The 15,118-nt window shown below is 32.5% G+C and carries 13 protein-coding genes; 3 read left to right on the top strand and 10 right to left on the bottom strand.

What is annotated here, in order from left to right; genetic code table 11:
- The first annotated feature begins 119 nt into the window (after nt 1-119).
- On the top strand, nt 120-806 hold the full coding sequence (locus D5J18_RS07100) for a hypothetical protein (RefSeq protein ID WP_133298124.1): 687 nt from the start codon (nt 120-122) through the stop codon (nt 804-806).
- A gap of 147 nt (nt 807-953) precedes the next feature.
- On the opposite strand, the gene D5J18_RS07095 is transcribed toward D5J18_RS07100, so the two are convergent.
- From D5J18_RS07095 to D5J18_RS07060, 9 genes are all read right to left on the bottom strand, one after another.
- A complete protein-coding gene (locus D5J18_RS07095) occupies nt 954-1,919 on the bottom strand; it encodes a hypothetical protein (RefSeq protein ID WP_133298123.1) in 966 nt (321 codons plus the stop codon).
- A complete protein-coding gene (locus D5J18_RS07090; RefSeq protein ID WP_119058311.1) occupies nt 1,912-3,015 on the bottom strand; it encodes a ParB/RepB/Spo0J family partition protein in 1,104 nt (367 codons plus the stop codon). The genes D5J18_RS07095 and D5J18_RS07090 overlap by 8 nt, the downstream gene beginning before the upstream one ends.
- Complete coding sequence (locus tag D5J18_RS07085; RefSeq protein WP_119058310.1) at nt 3,002-4,588, bottom strand: DndE family protein; 1,587 nt, start codon at nt 4,586-4,588, stop codon at nt 3,002-3,004. Before D5J18_RS07085 ends, D5J18_RS07090 begins: the two co-directional genes overlap by 14 nt.
- Nucleotides 4,578-6,695: a DNA sulfur modification protein DndD gene (dndD, locus tag D5J18_RS07080; RefSeq protein ID WP_119058309.1), complete on the bottom strand. Its 2,118-nt coding sequence runs from the start codon at nt 6,693-6,695 to the stop codon at nt 4,578-4,580. Before dndD ends, D5J18_RS07085 begins: the two co-directional genes overlap by 11 nt.
- Nucleotides 6,685-8,025 (bottom strand): DNA phosphorothioation system sulfurtransferase DndC, encoded by a 1,341-nt coding sequence (gene dndC / locus D5J18_RS07075; RefSeq protein WP_119058308.1) that lies wholly within the window; start codon nt 8,023-8,025, stop codon nt 6,685-6,687. Before dndC ends, dndD begins: the two co-directional genes overlap by 11 nt.
- A 249-nt stretch (nt 8,026-8,274) precedes the next feature.
- Entirely contained in the window at nt 8,275-8,550 is a 276-nt protein-coding gene (locus tag D5J18_RS08940; RefSeq protein WP_260377566.1) for a hypothetical protein, read from the bottom strand.
- Between the two features lie 85 nt (nt 8,551-8,635).
- Nucleotides 8,636-8,959, bottom strand: a complete 324-nt coding sequence (locus D5J18_RS08935) for a hypothetical protein (protein ID WP_260377565.1) — start codon at nt 8,957-8,959, stop codon at nt 8,636-8,638.
- Nucleotides 8,878-9,828 (bottom strand): relaxase/mobilization nuclease domain-containing protein, encoded by a 951-nt coding sequence (locus tag D5J18_RS08930; protein ID WP_260377564.1) that lies wholly within the window; start codon nt 9,826-9,828, stop codon nt 8,878-8,880. Before D5J18_RS08930 ends, D5J18_RS08935 begins: the two co-directional genes overlap by 82 nt.
- A 799-nt stretch (nt 9,829-10,627) precedes the next feature.
- On the bottom strand, nt 10,628-10,813 hold the full coding sequence (locus D5J18_RS07060) for a helix-turn-helix domain-containing protein (protein WP_260377579.1): 186 nt from the start codon (nt 10,811-10,813) through the stop codon (nt 10,628-10,630).
- Nucleotides 10,814-11,099: 286 nt separating this feature from the next.
- On the opposite strand from D5J18_RS07060, the gene D5J18_RS07055 reads away from it, so the two are divergent.
- Both D5J18_RS07055 and D5J18_RS07050 read left to right on the top strand, forming a co-directional pair.
- Nucleotides 11,100-11,798 carry a CPBP family glutamic-type intramembrane protease gene (locus D5J18_RS07055; protein WP_119058306.1) on the top strand — a complete coding sequence of 233 codons (699 nt, stop codon included), beginning with the start codon at nt 11,100-11,102 and terminating at the stop codon, nt 11,796-11,798.
- Nucleotides 11,799-11,908: 110 nt separating this feature from the next.
- A complete protein-coding gene (locus tag D5J18_RS07050; RefSeq protein WP_119058305.1) occupies nt 11,909-12,571 on the top strand; it encodes an HlyD family secretion protein in 663 nt (220 codons plus the stop codon).
- A gap of 38 nt (nt 12,572-12,609) precedes the next feature.
- On the opposite strand, the gene D5J18_RS07045 is transcribed toward D5J18_RS07050, so the two are convergent.
- On the bottom strand, nt 12,610-15,117 hold the full coding sequence (locus D5J18_RS07045) for a GIY-YIG nuclease family protein (RefSeq protein WP_119058304.1): 2,508 nt from the start codon (nt 15,115-15,117) through the stop codon (nt 12,610-12,612).
- Nucleotide 15,118 lies beyond the last annotated feature (1 nt).

The following is a 15,118-nucleotide window of genomic DNA, read 5'->3' as shown; positions in this document are numbered from 1 at the left end:
TAAAATATTGTAAGTTAGTTGCGTCCATTCGGTACCGATAAGCCTAATTAATCACGATGAAATATGCAGCAACTTACGATAAACCTAATACCATTAGAGATCAATAACGCTACATTACAATGTCGTTTTTATACAGAGAAGTTCGGATGAAGAACACCCAACTATCTAAAATAGAGAACACCACATACGATAAGTACACATTAAAAATAGAATATTCATACCTCATCAATAGCCTAGCGTTATTAATAGCGTATGATGGCGTATCTAAGGTAGCTACACAATCCATCAACACATTTAATATTCCAACCCATCATTTCAAAAAAGTAATATTCAGAAACGAGATTTTAAGTTTCGATAAGCTACATCACGAAGCAAAATTACATTTGGAGGAAGTATATCCTGTGCTAAACATCGGACTAAAAAACATTTTAGGAATAGAACATACGATTGATAAAACAACCAACAGATACAAAACCTATTATCAGTTAATCAATGATTTTAAAAAGAAATATTTAAACAACAGTACATTAAGTTTTCTAAAACCATCAGATAACTTTTATCAAATACCAACAGATAAGGTATATGCTACGCATTATCATTCCAATAATTTAAGGTTCGGTAGAGATAAAGAAATAGACCCAAAAGTCAGCATCAAAAAAATTGGGCCTTATCAACCAAGCCCACACCAACACCTGAAGTTCTTTTTTATCTACCATCAACCCGATAGACAAGAATATGTAATTCTTTTATACGACTATTTTACAAAAGGATATTATTGGTTGAATACTAATCTTTTATATGGATAATCAAAGATTACAAGGTAACGATTTTTAACGACACTTATTGCTTTGATTTTCAAGATGTTTCAGTTCACTCATAGCAAATATATAAAATTTAATTTCAATCAATAGTAATTTTCACTGATTGAATTTAGCAATTCTGTAAGTAATATATTAAACAATATCCTCTTCAAAAGTAACACATTGCTCTATCAAGTCTTTTGATAGTAATGTGTTAATTATATTGCCATCATTAATCAGTGATAATATTCTTTTACGTTCAAACAATAAAATAGGCTCTCCAAACTCGTGATGTTCAAAAAAAATTGAATTATTGTAGTTAATCAAAGAGTATGGAATGAATAAAGAATGAGTGATTTCCGATAGATAAATTTTTAAAAACTTATTATATCGCCTTGTTTCATTTAACTTTTTATTCCAATCCTTTCCACAAGCACACTGCCCAAAGATTGAGACATAATTACCTATTTCATCAAGTAACGGCATCCACCCAACGACATCTAAACCTAAATCCTGGGTCCCCATCGACGCAATAGTACTTAAATATTCTTCATCAACATTTATATTCATTTCTGAAGCCAACAATCTTATTTTTTCGTGGGCGTAACCTTGAAATTCGGTATTTTTTCCAAAGTTTTTCACTTGAGCAAAATTTGGTAAATAATTCTTTAAAGCTTCTTTTGATACTAATTCAAATTCAGAGGTTAAGTCTGATTGAAAAGGTTTGAATAAATTTAAATTTGATGATAAGAGCAAAAAGACATATAATTTTTGTTTATCTGAAAGATTATTTTTTAGGGTTAAATTTTCATTTTGAATATCAAAAGGATAGTCATTATCGAAAGAAATGGCTCTTTGTGCTAATAATATAAATACTTCACGCACAAATGCTTCTTCTTTGTCATTTTGTTCTGCTTGGTCTTCGGAATTTTCTGTTTGTTTTAATATGCCTTCATCTGTTAACCTGTCTAACATATTGGCTGGCGTAATTATGCTTTCCTTGTTAAATAAAGAAACTAACTCAAAATAATCTGCATAGAGATATATTTTTGAGTCCGTAGGATATTTTTCTGATAACCTTAAAGTGAACGAAAGGAAAAAATTATCAAGTTTACTCATCTTCATTAACAGCTTTTACAGTTGATTTAATTTTGTCTGTCAATAATCTGATTTTCCGTAAATCATCATCTAAATCAACATAGAAATTCTTTACACGAATAACCATTCCATCCGCTTTTTCAAGATTTCTATAAGCATTAATAACAAAATCCATAAATACTTTGTCAAGTTCTCCCGTAAGCTCTTTAGCTCTTTCTAATGTATATCCCTTTTTATCAAATGCTTCTAAAGCTTCAGGATTCTCCAATATTGCGTTTAAATCGTTTAAATCAGAACTATTTCCTATCAGCCTTGTTTTATTTTGGTCATTTTTTTCAAATAGCCAATGTGTCCATTTTTGTAAATTGTCAGGATTCAAGTCTGTTAATGGTTGTGCAGTATCAAAATCAATTCCTATAAAAGTACGAATATTTGTTTTATTTAAGCTATCGACAATATAATTGAAATAAAATGTAGTATCATTTAAATCTCTTATTTTGTAAAAGTTTTCATCTTCAATAATTCTGTAAACTTCATAGCCTACCAATACTCTTCTAACATAATCCATTCTACTACCAATCATTTTCGCGATTTCTCGTGATGCTTGAGAAATAGATTTGTCAGAGAATAATGTTTCTTTTAGATTATGCATATATCTTGCTTTTTCAAGCAATCTCCATTCTTTTATTCCTGTTATATGCCTATAACCAAGGTATTTATGAATTTCATCATCACTTTCAAATACTAAACAAGGAATTTCGGTTGGTCGTTCAGTGGTTTCTTTAATAACTTTTTGAACTTTAGCTTTTTGTACAGTTGCAAGTTCAGGGTTATTTAAAAGTTTTACCGCAGATAACCTTCTGTTTCCCTCAATTACCCTGTATTTTGAATCAGAGGGATCAAATACAACTAAAAGCTGTTCTCCTGGGAAATAGCCATTTTCTCCGATTGCTAACATTAATTCTGTTAATGAAGCATCAAGGAGCATATACTCAATCAACTCAATTTCAGAAGGACTTTCATCACGTATTGACTTTGGGATACGTGGATTTTGGTCATCTAGCTTTAATTTACTGATGTTTATTTCCTTAAACTCGTATTTGTTATTTGTTCCCATCTTTATAAAACTGTTTAATCTCAAATAGTTCTCCTTTCGGGAACTCTCTTATGTTGGAAATCGCTTGTCCTTTTTGTATTTTTTCAAGACTTCTATATGCTTTTGTTCCGTCTTTGTCACTAAATCCTAAAAACTTATTGATTGCTTTTGTGTTGTTTTTATCTTTCACATTTAGCAAGAAAGAAATCTCACACATACTTGAAAAATCAAAAGTTGGTTGATTAAATTCTTCAACCCCTTGTGATAAAAGCACAACAGAAACGCCTTTCGAGCGGATTTCACGCAGAATTTTTTCTAAAATATCTTGATATTTCTTCTCTTTAAAAATTACGTGAGCTTCATCAATCAATAAAACATAACGCATTGCACGATAACCATTGTTAGTTGGTGTGCTGTCCATATTCATAAATACGTTGTATATGTAATTGATGATAAGAAACAATGAAGTAAAACGGACAGAGTTTGATAAATCGCCCGATAAAGACAAATAAACGTTCTGATTTAAAAAATTTTTAATCTTCTTGTCTTCTTTGAATACACCGTATCGGCTTAATTCATCAATAATTTCTGTTAATGTATCTCGTTTATCCCCAACAAGCTCTAAAAGTTGCTCGTTTATCTCCGAAAAACTTGGATATTCGCCTGGCTTTTTAGCAATAAAAGCTTCGTTTGTTGCTTCCCTTAATTTCCCTCTTTGTTTAATTCCGATATTTGAATATTTGCAGATAATATCTACAAATTTGTCAATTCCCATTTGTTTATTTACATCGTTAATGCTGTCAATAAACGACAATGGATTTACAGGAAAAGGTGTATTAGGTGCATCAATAAATTGAGCTTTTGTTTTCTCAAAAAATGGTTGCATTTCCGTTAAATCATCATCTTTCAGACCTTTAAAATCCAGATAAATGAAATTAACGTGATGATTTGATTTTTCAGAAATTTCTCGTAAAAGCTGTAATGCAAATTGTGTTTTCCCTGTTCCCGAGCTTCCTGCAACAGCAATATGATTGTTGTTATACGAATTTGTATCGTTGAAGTTCAAAACAATATCTTCGTTTTTATCTTCAAGTTTGTTTCCAACCAAAATTTTAATTGGTTCGGCAAAGTATGCTTTCTCAATACTTTGATTGTTGTTTTTTACCGCATCTAAACTAACTCTTACCGTATCTAACAGAGAAATCCCCTTGTCTAAATGTTCGGTTAAGAAGTCTAAAAAAGAATAATTGTTGCTGTTGGAAAACAAATTGTCCATTAACTCCAAACCGTGGTCAATGTGCAGTTTGATATATTTTGGGATATTTTCGTTTGTTTTATAAACTCCGTAATGCTGACAAATCAAAGCAATGTAAAAATCTCTGTATTTTGCATCAAACAAAATATGGTCTTTATATTCCTTTCCTTTGGAATCGTAAACATTAAATTCGGAAGTAGAAAAACGTTTCCCATTTTGCAAAGAATAGCCTAATGCAATTCTCGCAATTACGTTCTCTTTTGTTCCAACAGGTAATTTTGACGTTAGTTTTCTAACGATTCCCTGATTAGCTTCCGAAGTTCTTATATTAATTTGCATAAAGCTCGTTATATGTTTTGATTAAACTTTCTGGAACTGCTTCAACAAATTCAGAAGCATCTGTACTGAAATTATGAATAATATAAGATTTACTGATATTAGGTTTCAATAATTCAAATTCACTTTCAGTCAACTCCTTGTGAATTAACGGGAATAATACCACTTGTTTAGAAACATTTGGATAAAATTCTTTGATTACGTTTTCTGCATGGTCTTTATCAAATTTCTGCATTGGCGAATCTATGAACACAGGAAACTCAATGTCTGATTCATCAACTAATGCTTTTAATAATGCAGAAGCATACATTTGGCGTTCTCCCATTGACAAAGAGCCTTTATCAATTTTTTCATTTCTTGAATTGAAAAGATTAATATCCACATCATCGCCTGCTTGATTAATATCAACAACAACTTTTTTAATGAACCCTTTTTTGTGCATCAAGATATTTAGCCCATTTAAGATATTTTCTTCTAATTTCTTCTTTGTAGTTACCTTAAAGTCTTTAATAAACTCTTTTAAGTTAGAAATTAGCTCTTGTATTTTTGCGTCTTTTTCTGAATATCGTCTTGAATCGTCAATTTTATCCCTTAATTTTTTCTGACGTTGTTTTAAAGACTTGATTTCATTTTTGAATCCCCCTATTCGCTCTCTTAAATCGTAAATATCTTTATCTATTGAGGAAATACGATTGTCCAAACAAGTTTTTTCACTTCGTGAGTTTGCTATGTATTCATCTTCTGCATCTTTTTCGGCGGCTCTGATTTTTCTGCGAATAGAATCAAGGTCATTTTTGGTTCGTAGATAATCATCGTTCAATCGAGTGAATTTATCTCTGAAAGTATGCTTTAAATTATTTATAAGGGCATTTAGCTCGTTCGCTTCTACATCTGAAAAGTCGTGCAAAGCATTAAACGAAGTTGGCAAATCAGGGACATCCGAAAAGAAATGTTTTTTTATCAAATCTTTAATTTGGGATTCGTAAAAATTACGGATTTCCGTTTCGATAACTCCGTTAAATTTTTTCTTTTCTTCTTCAAGGTCGTCTAAAATACGGTTTGTTTTTTCTCCAACATCTTCCTGCTTATATTTACTCTCTTTGTAGTTTTTCTCGCTTTCTAATTGATTTGAAACTTCCATTAAAGTTTCTCCTGCTAATCCAAAAGGAATTAAATCAAATAAATCTTTTAAATCATTTTGAAGATTATTGATTTTCTCATTCAAAGTAGATTTTTCTGATTTTAATTTATTAAGTTGTTCCAGGGTCATCATATTTCCCTCTTGAATTAACTTCATTTGAATTTCGTTAGATTTGCTTTGCTTTTCAATTTTTTCCTGATTCAGTTCTTTTATTTGACTTTCAACCTCATCAATATCAATCTGCTTGTTTTTAATATCAGTTTCAATTTGATTAAATTCAGCTAGTTCCTGTGGCTTTGCTGATTTTTTTCTGTATTCGTCTTGTATATTTTCGAGTTGGTCTTTTAGGTCTTCGTATTTCTTAATTCCTAAAACTTCTGTATATGCCTTACTTAATAATCTTCTTTGTTCAGGTGAATTTATTTCAGCAAGAGAAACGATTTTCTCTGCATCGAAGAAAAAGAATTTGGCTATCTCAATAGGCAGAATAAAATCACGGATAAAAATTTCTTCTCCGTCTTGCTTTCCTTCTGTTGTCAAGTCCTGAATCAATTCATTTTGGTAGCTGTCAATCAATACTTCTACTTTATCACTTGAACTTGTTACTATGTCATAAGTCCTTGTGATTTTGATTTCGTTGCAAGTTATTTCAGGGATTTTTACATCCGTAAAAGTTACTGAAACAGAGAATTTTGTTTCTCCTTCCGATTTTGCCAACCTGTTTAAACTGTTTCCGATATATTTTCCATATCCACCTTTGTCTGCAATTTCTTTTTGGTAAAGCTCATCTACTTTTTCCATTTGCTTACCATACAAACACCAAACTAACGACATCAGAAACGTCGTTTTACCGAAACCGTTCTTACCACTTACAACAATAATGTTTTTGTCATTTTCTGGTAGTAGGTCGATTTTGTTTTTTCCTTTGTATATACGGAAGTTGTTTAACTCTATTTCTTTAATGAACATCCTTCTTCTCTTTTTTTAGATATTCTTCAATTCTTGTTTCAATATCTTCTTTTAATCCACGTTTGCGATTCAAAAGAGATTTATTTTTTTGTAAGGTCAAAAGCTCTTGAATCAACTCAAAATCCTGTGGGTTCTTCTCACAAGATTTTTTAAGCAATTCCAATTCTTTTTCCTTTTTCTCTTTTTGGTCTTTCATATCCAAATCTGATTTATAAACATTGCGATAAATTTCCGAAACCTTTTGGTCAAACACAAAATCACGATACCAAATTGTTTGAATTGCAATTAATTCCTGATTTGTAATTAACTCAATATGTGGTTTTTCTTTTTGTACTTCTTTTTGAGCCTGAAGCAATCTTTTTAAAACAGATGCACGATACCTAGGATTATAAGGCCCCATACCGTTTACTGCATCTGTTCCATTTCTACGTTTTGGCATACGGTTTTCAATGATATTACGCTCTTCTGCTAATTCATTTCTTAATTTTAAAAGAGGCGTTAACCACGTTAAGCCGTTCTCAATCAATGCAGACATTGATTTATCCTGTTTCACAACTGTACAAGTCCAACAACCAAAACGGCTTTGTCCACAAGATTTGTGTTCCTTATTGGTTACAACTGTTGGACATTCATAATCATCTGCACTTGCATCTAAATAAATTTGAAACAATTCACTGTTGTCTGCACCCCAAGGTGAGGGCATTGTGTTAATGATATACCAAACTTCTTCCAACATCAAATGTCGGATTGGTGCATACATAAACGTATTGGGTTGAGTTGGGTGTTTAGTTAAACGCTTTCCTTTGATAGCGTGTTTTTTCATTGATTTGGCACGATTGGCAGATTCTGATGAACGTGTTCCTATCAAAATTACAGCTTCTCCAAATTCATCGACTTGCTCTATGATAAAACGTTGAGTAGGCTTTATTTTCAACCGTTCTGTGCACCAACGAAAAGCATTATTTGGTGCTGGATAACCTTTACCTATTAAGTTTACCCAAAAAGAATCCTCTAATCTCGGAATGGTTTTTATAACTTGAATAGGTAAATCTTGTTCGACTGCTGACTGTTCTATTTTTGCTAAAACCCGATAAACATATTCTGTTATAACAGGATTTTCAACCATTGTATCGTTACACACGACATAAATATCCCTGCCTACAACTCCGTGTAAATCTTTGACTTGTTTCAATGCTTCCCAAACCAATTGAAGCATTACAGTAGAATCTTTCCCTCCACTAAAACCAATAATCCACGGACGTTTTGTTTCGTCCGCAAACAGATATTGGTCTATTATTTCGTCAATTATATTTTGTATAAATTTTGCCATAATTTCAGTTCACAAATGTAATTAATTAATCAATAGCTTCTCGCTTTGTTTGTGTCCTGTTGTGGGCTTAAATATTTTCATTAGATAATCTCTGTTTCGTTTTATTCTTAACCTTAAAAATTCACGTATTCAATTCATCTTAAATTCAACGAATAAAATTAAGAATGGACATAATCCGTAAATATACAAAGTTTTTAATAACTGATTTGAAATCTGATGTTGTTTTTCGTGTTATGTAAATAATAAACATCATATCTTCTTCCTTGGATAATATTTCTTTTTCTTCAATCGCTTGGCAAACTGTTCTTCTTTGTAATCCACTCCCTGTGCATCGGGTAACAAGCTGAACAATCCCGAATCGAAATTAGTCAAATGTTCCTGTGGACTAAACTCGAAAAGGTCTTTCGTTGGTAAATCGTCCAATGTATTTGCTTTGGAAACAGGGGTATCCTGTGTTTTCAGTTCGGGTTTGTTATCGTTGTTCCACCAATCATTAAACACATTTGCCGATAGGTTTCTATCCAAAGCCGAACCGTTCCAAACACTTCGGCTTTCGTGGTCAATGAAAGTTATACCGTAAATCCGTCCGTTATCGTTCCTGCGGACAACCCTATTGATGCCCTGTTCGGTCAGTTGCTTTTTTAAAATCCCTTTCATTGCTTGTCATGTGCATAGCCAATTCAACAGTATTCTTTAAAACTAATATTGCAGGATTGCTTTTCATTTTCTCTTTGGACTGCTCAAAGTGTTTTTGCAGTTGTGCCACGCCTGCGTCTTTTCCGAACAGCGATGCTTTGAACGGATTACTTGCTTTGTTGCCATTCTCGTCCAATGCTACATAGACCAATCCGTTTACGGTCTGACCGTTTCGTTCGCCTTTGACTTCTTCCGCTGTGATATTGAATAATGATAATAAAGCATTATAGCTTCCCAAAGTTTGAAAACTTTATTGCTTTGTTTCTGCTCCTGCTCGGTAGCTTTATGCAGGTTGTATTTCCGTTCCAAATCCCGACAGATAGCCATTGAACGTGAGTGATCGTAATCATCGGAGATTTTCTTTCCGTCAATACCTACGCAGGTCGAAACGATATGGATATGCGTTCGGTTAATGTACGTATGTTTGAAAACGATATAAGGCTGATTGCCGTAGCCCATTTCCTTCATAAATTCCTTGCCAATCTCGGTCAATTCCTCTTTGGAATGATTCTGAAACTTGGTAGAAATCGTGGCGTGGAACTGCGGTTTCTTGACTTTATCACTCTTGGAAATAGATTTGAAATAATTTCTAACATCTTCCTGCTTTGTGTTTTCATCAAAACCCTCTGGAAAATTTTCCATTGTCATCAATTCCCCAGCACCGCTTTCCATTTTTTTGTCGTTGTATTTCACGCCATGAAAATCACTACTAGCTGAACTTAAAATCTTTACTTCATTTGCTATAAAATGGTAGATTTTCTTAAAAATCAGATTTTGCTCTTGTTTCAATTTTATCACTTCTGTCAAATCATTCCCAAACTGAAGCATCTGCTCCTTTGTCATGAATTTTTGAGAATTAATGAACTTTGCCTGTTGATTGATATTATTCTCCACTTTGGCAAATAGGTTTCCCTGTTTTTCAATGAACTCTAATGCTTTTTTTCGCTCATTATCCCAAGCCCTGCCTTCCACAGAGTTGATGATGAGACTTGTTAATGTTATTCCCTTTTCTTTGCAGTATCTTTTCCATTCTTCTTTTTTAGATTTTTTAATTCTAATCTTAATTTCACTATTTTTTTCTGCATTTTGAGGTTTGTCTTTTGGCAAAGTTTCAACTTAATTTTATAAGAAACAAGGATTTAAGGGAAGGTTGAACTATTTTGTACCATCGGCTAAAAAAATCTATAAAAAATCTCTTCATCTCAAATCAGATAAATTTAAATTCCTTTGAAAAGAAAAATGAGTTCCGAAATTTTTCTAATCCTTTTTTCTCAAAAAAGGCAAAATGGTCTTTGTCCAAAACTTGAAAAAGTTGTGGGTACAAAGACACATCTTGCACACCTCTCATTTCGGTTAGCTTTCAGATATTTTATTTTTGGTAAAGGAATTTTATTAGAGCAACATAAAACATTGATTTTCAATGTCTATTTTTTGTAAAATAGATTTTAAGCTCTGAAAAAAGGATTTTTTTATTTAAAAAGAAGAATTGCAGAAAAAGAAATTTTTATTCCTTTTCATATACTCATAATATATTCACACAATATATATACTCATATATATTATATTTAATATATATAGTATAAAAGGATTTTTTTATTGAAAATATATTAACTCCTTGATAATCAATATATTAACAAAATTACCCCTGCATTATTTTTCACAGGTGGTGTGGGATACCCTGTATTATTTTTTACAGGTCATTGGTTAGACCTTATACTATTTTTTACAATTAAGGCGACTATATTATAGTCGCCTTTTTCTAAATAGGATTATAGTATTATTCTTTCCTTTTATCTAATTCTTCTTTGATCATTTGTCTTATAATCTCCATATCATTAGCAACAAGAGGAGATTTTATTTCTCCAAAATTAGTCCCAATAGTATTATGAGAGTTAATAAAAACCTGTTATTTTTCTGTAAATTCTATCACTCCCATAGGATTAAGTTCTAAAGTATCTATTAAAATGCTGAGTTTAGAAACCTCAAAATCTATTTCTCCCTTTTCTAATCTTGAATATTGTGATTGAGAAATATCCAATGGATTTGCCATATATTCTTGTGAAAAATTTTTATTTCGTTTAGCTTCTCGTATTAAATCGTCCCTTTATTTTCTTAGTTGAATATAATAATTATAAACAAAGATATGAAAACTTATGCAATATAGAATATGTAAAATATTATTATCATTTGTGTTCCCACAAAAAATAAATGTGCACAAATATTTTTTTGTAAGTGTAACAATAATAATTTATTAATTTTACAAAATTAAAAACAATGAATTTAGAAACATTAAATTTAGTACCATTAAATGCTGAAGAATTAGTAAGCATTGATGGAGGAAAAAAACTTCCAAAGCCAGTACAAAATATGAAGTATTTATGAAAGATTTTTTTTCATTTATGTTTGGAGAGATTCCCATTTCTTCGAGTTCAAGCATATATCAAAATATCATCATATCATTAGCGGGGTATTTTAAGGTCTTATTCATATACATAATTTTCGCAGTAATATTGGCGTTTGTATTTAAGATTGAAACCTCTGATTCTACTCCTATTGCTATGAAGAGAATGGAAAATCTTAATTTTTATATGAGAATAATTGTCATATGTATGTTAGGACCAATAATCGAGGAATTGATATTTAGGTTGCCGCTATATGTTACGAAGATTAATCTATGGATTGCTCTTTCTCTTTTTTGTGTAGTTCTGTTTGGACTCCTTAAAAAAAATATTCAAGGAGTAGAAATTGGATACATGATAGTTGGAGTTATTACTTTTGCGATAGCGGGGTGGTTGTTTGTATATTATAAGTATGAATTTATAAGTGAGAGCATCAAGAATAATTATTTATTATGGATGCATTTTTTAACAATAGTTTTTTGTTTAGTACATTTTTGGAATCATAATTTTTCAAAGAATATGGGAACATCTGTGATACTTATGTTTATGGCATTATGGTCAGGTTATTATCTTTCATTTATTCGCTTAAAATTCGGTTTAGGATATTCTATCCTTTTACATTGCTTTCATAATACTTTAGTGTCTCTACCTTTTATTATTAAAACTTTGATAAAATGAAAAAGAAGTATTATATCTATATTATTGTGATTTTATTAATGTTGTTATTCTACGAATATATTTATTGGTTTCTTGTAGGGCTTTACGAAGGGCTTTTAGAATGATTAAAAATGAAAAAAACTTCTATATACTCTATTCTCCTAATACTTATCATAGGAGCATTTGTTTCATTGCCTTTTATCAAAATCCCCATTTCCACATCTGCTCGTGGGATAGTTCGTGATTCAAAAGAGAATGTTTCTATTTCTGTAATGGTTAGTGGTAGAGTTATTCAAAATCATTTAGAAAAAAACAATCAAAATATTAGCAAAGGGGACACTTTGTTCATTATTACTGCCGAGCAATTAGATACACAGAAACAATTTCAGCAGAACCAAAGGGCAGATTATAATGCTCAACTTTCAGACCTTACTAAATTGTCTGCTGGGAATTTTACAGGCTTACAAACAGGACAATACCAAAGGGATGTAGGAGCAATGCAAGAGCGTATTGCTCAAATCCAAACCGAACTCTCTTTGGCTAAAAAAGATTTAGACCGAGCGACTTTATTACTTAATCAAGGCGTAACACCTCGTGCAGAATATGATAAAGTTTTTTATCATTATCAAGGGCTTCAAAAACAAATTTCCACCATTAGAGAACAAAATATTGCCCAGTGGCAAACCCAAAAACGAGAAACAGAACGACAATTAAGAACACTTGGAGCTGAAATAAAAAGGCTTGACCAAGAACAAAAAAAACATTTTAAATTCATATGGTACTTTTTTACATAGTCACACAATTATATATAGCTTATAATTAGGTATAAGGCTTATTCCTCTACATACTCTTTGACAGGAACTACTGTATCAAACGCCCCTATGAATCGTAAGCCTTCATAAGTAGCTTTTCCTGTGTAGGCAAGTGAGGCATCTTCGTAATATTTAAACTTTAATACAGCATCATTCATCATCACACTATTAAACAGTCCCAAATTTTGCAGGAGTTCAAAATCTTTTACCTCTATCCCTGTTACTTTTTTGAAAAGCTCAGGCTCTAATTTAGTAATAACATCCCTAAGAGTCTGCTCCCTATGTTCAGACAAATACATAAAGACAGGAATTCTTGTTGCAAATTTTATCAATTTCTCCTGAATCTGTTTCCTTTTACTCTTGTATTCTTTTTCTTCTTCCGTTATTTCTTTTTTTGTTTTAGTATCCATCTCTACACCTGCTTCTGCTAACTCTTTCTTCGTTTTCTTTACTTTTTCAGATTTATTGATGATGGTTTCTATATCTTGGCTCAGACTTCGAAACCCCTCTATTCTTTCTAATACCTTTAAGGCTTCTTCATTGTTTAACAGTCTTTGTAAAGTAACATTATCTACATTCACTAAGAGAGCTGACTCCCATTTTCTTGCTAATAAAGTAGCAGAAGTTCCACTAGTTGCCAAATCTAAAACATCTGAAGCATTCATACTACTTCCATCATATGCTAAAACAGGCAGAAAGCTAATTAGTTCTGTCACTTTTTCTTCTGGAGAAGCATTAGGATTAACATTAAGGCTATAGGCATAAGATGCTACTTGTTTTAAGGCTCGATTGACATCAAAATCAAATACATAGCATTCATTTTTGATAATTTCTTGCTGGTTTGGGTTGTCTCCATTTGGGTTTTTAATAACCCAAGGTGTCTGCACCCTAAAAATAGACTGGAAATATGTCTCTGGACTGGAAGTGTTTCTCAGCATTAAAATCCCTGACCAAGGAGGTACAGATACTCCAGTAGTCAGTTTTCCACAAGAAAGGACAATGGTCTTAGTTTTTAATGGATCTCCCATAGCTTTTTTCACAGGTTTCAGTGCTTCTACACCTATTCCTGCTTTTTCTCCTGCACACACAACAATATCATAATCATGGAAAAAATTATTCTGTGTCTTACCTAATAAATTTGCCATAGCATAGCAGGATGCTACATTGGGCAGAAACCAAAATGTGTGTTGTAAAATTTCCAATAATTTAACATTTGAAAAAGGCATAAAGTTTTTACTTCTACCTAGTTTTAGGTCAGATTCTATATTGCCCGAAAATTGTCCACGGATAAGGTTCAGCCATTTTTGTACCTCATCTTCATATTTGAAAACAGCCTCTTTATTTTTTCCCTCGGTTGAGAAAAAAGTATTGAGGTCAAACTCATCAAACTCTCCTTTAGCAGCTACATTCTTTATTTCATCAGGTATCTGATAAGTCATCATGACCATTCTTGGGAGTGAAGCATATGGATTGTTCTCGCCCTGCCATTCTGCTTTAGCTTTTTGCTCATCAGAATAAGTCCAGTTATAGATTTGTTCTTCTATAAATTCTCCCCCTGCGATGGCACGAAACGGAGTTCCTGAAAGATAAAGATAATGCTTGGTAGTGATAGGTAATAGCCCTTCATCAAAATAACTAAAATTCTCTGCTTTACCAGACTCTTCGGCTTCCAGCTCTTTTATCTCTTGCTGTATTTCCTCTATTTCTTCCTTTTCTTCTTTGCCAAAAAGGTCTTTAGACTTATCCCGCCATGCACCAAAATGGTATTCATCAAAAATCACACAGTCCCAGTCCTCCTTATGTACCCATTCGTTTTTAGATTTTATTCCGCCTGTTTTTTTATCCTCTCCCAGATGGTCTTGGAAAGAACCAAAATACACAAAAGGCTTTGTGCTGTCTATATCTTTTACGCTGAGGTCTTCCTCTCGGTTAGAGACAAACTGCCAATTCTCAAAATCTATATGAGTCTGCAAATCCTCCCGCCATGCACTGAGGACAGCAGGTTTAAAGGTAAGCACCAGTATTTTTGTCCAGCCCATTTTTAGAGCCAGCTGATAAGCAGCAAAGGTTTTCCCAAAACGCATTTTGGCATTCCAAAGAAAGTGAGGGATAACACCTTCATCTTTCACAGAATTAAAATACCAAGCAGTCTTCTCCACAGCCTCTTTCTGCTCTGGTCTCATACCAAAGCTCTGACTACGGTTTTCTGTATTTCTGATGCCTCTTTTCTCTTCTAAAATCACCGCTTGCAGGTCTTCTATGGTGCATCGGAACCACTCTCCAGCTTCACGGATAAAGCTTTTCTGCTCCAGTCTTTTGTGGAGTTCATGGTCAGTAAAGTAAGTACCATCCTCTCTGGTAGCGATTTCCTCTAAAACAATTTCCCAAGTCTGGCGGGGTGTTTTTATAGGGTATTGCTCTTTTACACGCTCTGCTGCGGTCTTGGTGGTATAGCCTACTTTTAGCATATCAGGATAGCTTTCATCGGTATAGGCATATATTCTGGGAATATTATTCTGTGTGAACATT

It is taken from the genome of Candidatus Ornithobacterium hominis (assembly GCF_900538215.1).
In the GTDB taxonomy this organism is placed as follows: domain Bacteria; phylum Bacteroidota; class Bacteroidia; order Flavobacteriales; family Weeksellaceae; genus Ornithobacterium; species Ornithobacterium hominis.
The sequence above is the reverse complement of the archived record's forward strand: the minus strand, read 5'-3'. Positions and strand labels throughout refer to the sequence as shown.